This window comes from Streptomyces hirsutus, from assembly GCF_001418415.1.
Classification (GTDB): domain Bacteria; phylum Actinomycetota; class Actinomycetes; order Streptomycetales; family Streptomycetaceae; genus Streptomyces; species Streptomyces hirsutus.
In genome coordinates, this window is the sequence record NZ_LIQT01000641.1 from 1 (window position 1) to 3,408 (window position 3,408).

The 3,408-nt window shown below is 69.1% G+C and carries 1 protein-coding gene; it reads left to right on the top strand.

Going from position 1 to position 3,408, the window contains the following annotated elements; translation table 11 throughout:
- The first annotated feature begins 386 nt into the window (after window positions 1–386).
- A complete protein-coding gene (locus tag AOK11_RS36485; RefSeq protein WP_055597924.1) occupies window positions 387–3,305 on the top strand; it encodes a glycoside hydrolase family 48 protein in 2,919 nt (972 codons plus the stop codon).
- The last annotated feature ends 103 nt before the right edge of the window (window positions 3,306–3,408 follow it).

A 3,408-nucleotide genomic window follows, 5' to 3' on the forward strand; every position in this document is an offset into this window, starting at 1 on the left:
AAGGCGCCGGAAGGTCCTCGTGGCGGAGCTACTAGGACCTTTTGGCAACGCGGCGAGCGTGCGTGCCAGACGCCGCGAGCCGGGCGCCCATTTTGTTCGGGGCTCTAAAAGTACTGAACGCGGGGGGTGCCGCATGAGCGACTCCTTGCAGTTCGGACGCGTCGTGACGGACGCGTCGACTGATGGAACCGCTCCCACTGGTGCTCATGAAGCTAGCGCCAAGTGACGGCAAAGAACAGGGGAGTTACTGACTTTCGCTCGACTCGGGCCGTCGAATCTTTTCGACTCTCCACAAGGCTTGACCGCTTTGGGTGCCGTCCCCACTATGGGAGCGCTCCCACTGGTTCAAGCCTTGACCTCTCCGAGTCGCAGGAGGAACCAGCACCATGCGCCCCCCACCCAGAGGACGCCACGGCGTCCGGCGACTGTGGACCGCCGCGGCGGCCGCTCTCGCGCTTCCGCTGACGATGCTCTCGTCAGCATCGACTCCCGCTCAGGCGGCGGCCGTTCAGTGCAGTGTGGACTACCGCACCAATGACTGGGGTTCCGGCTTCACCGCGGATCTGACCCTCACCAACCGCGCCGCGCAAGCCATCGACGGCTGGACCCTCACCTACGGCTACGCGGGCAACCAGCAGCTCGTGAACGGCTGGAACGGCAGCTGGAGCCAGTCCGGGAAGACCGTGACCGTGAGGAACGCCGCGCACAACGCGCGGATCGCGGCCGGCGGCGCCGTCACCACCGGCGCGCAGTTCTCCTACAGCGGCAGCAACTCCGCGCCCACGTCGTTCGCCGTCAACGGCACCGCCTGCACGGGGGCCCATCAGCCGCCGATCACCGTGCTGACCAGCCCGGCGGCCGGCGCGGTCTACACGCAGGGCCAAACGGTTCCGCTCGCGGCGACCGCGGCGGCGGCCGACGACGCGACGATCACCAAGGTGGAGTTCTACGACGACACCGCGCTGCTGGGCACGGACACGAGCGCGCCCTTCACGCTCTCCGTCGCTGGATTGACCGTGGGCAGTCATTCACTGGCGGCGAAGGCGTACGACAGCCTGGGCGCCTCCGCGAACTCGACCCCGGTCGGCATCACCGTCGCCTCGGGCCCGACCGTGGTGGCGACACCGTCCCAACTGGGAGTGCGCCAAGGCGAGTCGGGCACGTACGAGGTGAAGCTGTCGACGCGGCCGAGCTCCAACACGACCGTCACGACGGCCCGCGCGAGCGGCAACTCCGGGCTGTCGGTCACCGCGGGCGGCTCGCTCACCTTCACGCCCTCGAACTGGAACACCGCGCAGAGGGTCACGATCGGCGCCGGCTCCTCGGGCACGGGCTCGGCGGTCTTCGAGTCGTCGGCCCCGGGCCACGCGAAGGCCGCGGTCACGGTGACGCAGCTGGGCGCGACGAAGGCCTACGACGCGCGCTTCCTGGAACTGTACGGAAAGATCACCGACCCGGCGAACGGCTACTTCTCGCCCGAGGGCATCCCGTACCACTCGGTGGAGACGCTGATCGTCGAGGCACCGGACCACGGCCACGAGACCACCTCGGAGGCCTACAGCTACCTGCTGTGGCTGCAGGCCATGTACGGCAAGGTGACCGGTGACTGGTCGAAGTTCAACGGGGCCTGGGACATCATGGAGCGGTACATGATCCCGACCCACGCCGACCAGCCGACCAACTCCTTCTACAACGCGTCGAAGCCGGCGACCTACGCGCCCGAGCTCGACACCCCCGCGCAGTACCCGGCACCGCTGGACACCGGCGTCTCCGTCGGCCCGGATCCGATCGCCTCCGAGCTGAGGTCCACGTACGGCACGGACGACGTCTACGGTATGCACTGGCTCCAGGACGTGGACAACACCTACGGCTACGGCAACGAGCCCGGCAAGTGCGAGGCGGGTCCGACGGCGACCGGACCGTCGTACATCAACACCTTCCAGCGCGGCTCGCAGGAGTCGGTGTGGGAGACGGTGCCGCAGCCCACCTGCGACGCCTTCAAGTACGGCGGCAAGAACGGGTATCTGGACCTGTTCACCCAGGACGCCTCCTACGCGAAGCAGTGGAAGTTCACCAACGCGCCGGACGCCGACGCGCGCGCGGTGCAGGCCGCGTACTGGGCGGATCTGTGGGCGAAGGAGCAGGGCAAGGGCGGTGACATCTCCGCGACCGTCGCCAAGGCCGCCAAGATGGGCGACTACCTGCGCTACTCCATGTACGACAAGTACTTCAAGAAGGTCGGGAACTGCACCAGCCCGTCCTCCTGCCCGGCCGGTACCGGCAAGGACGCCTCGCACTATCTGATGTCCTGGTACTACGCCTGGGGCGGCGCCACCGACTCCTCCGCGGGCTGGGCCTGGCGCATCGGCTCCAGCCACGCGCACGGCGGCTACCAGAACCCCCTCGCGGCCTACGCCCTCAGCTCCTACGCCGCCCTGAAGCCGAAGTCGGCGACGGGTGCGCAGGACTGGGACAAGTCCCTGGACCGGCAGCTGGAGTTCTACCGCTGGCTGCAGTCCGACGAGGGCGCCATCGCGGGCGGCGCCACCAACAGCTGGGCGGGCCGCTACGCGAGCCCGCCGGCCGGAACGCCGACGTTCCACGGCATGTACTACGACGAGAAGCCGGTGTACCACGACCCGCCGTCCAACCAGTGGTTCGGCTTCCAGGCGTGGTCCATGGAGCGGGTCGCCGAGTACTACCAGCAGACGGGTGACGCGAGCGCCAAGACCGTGCTCGACAAGTGGGTCGACTGGGCTCTGTCGAAGACCACGATCAACCCGGACGGCACCTTCCGGGTCCCGTCGACCCTCCAGTGGTCGGGCAGGCCCGACACCTGGAACCCCTCCTCCCCCGGCGCCAACAGCTCGCTGCACGTCACCGTCGCCGACTACACCAACGACGTCGGTGTGGCCGCGGCCTACGCCAAGACGCTGACGTACTACGCGGACCGCTCGGGCGACACCGAGGCCGCGGACACGGCGAAGGCGCTGCTCGACGGCATGTGGGACAACCACCAGGACGACCTCGGCATCGCCGTCCCGGAGACCCGCGCCGACTACAACCGCTTCGACGACCCCGTTCAGGTCCCGAGCGGCTGGACCGGCACCATGCCCAACGGCGACAGGATCGACTCGTCGTCGACGTTCGACTCGATCCGTTCCTTCTACGAGGACGACCCGGCCTGGTCGAAGATCGAGTCCTATCTGGCGGGCGGCGCCGCGCCCACCTTCACGTACCACCGGTTCTGGGCCCAGGCCGACATCGCCCTGGCCATGGGCTCGTACGCGGAGCTCCTCGAGTAGCCCCCGCCGGCGCTCCGCGTGCCGGCCCCGGCACCTGACGCCGGGGCCACGGCGGCCGGGCGGGTCCCCTCGCGCACGGGGGGCCCGCCCGGCCGCCGTGGCC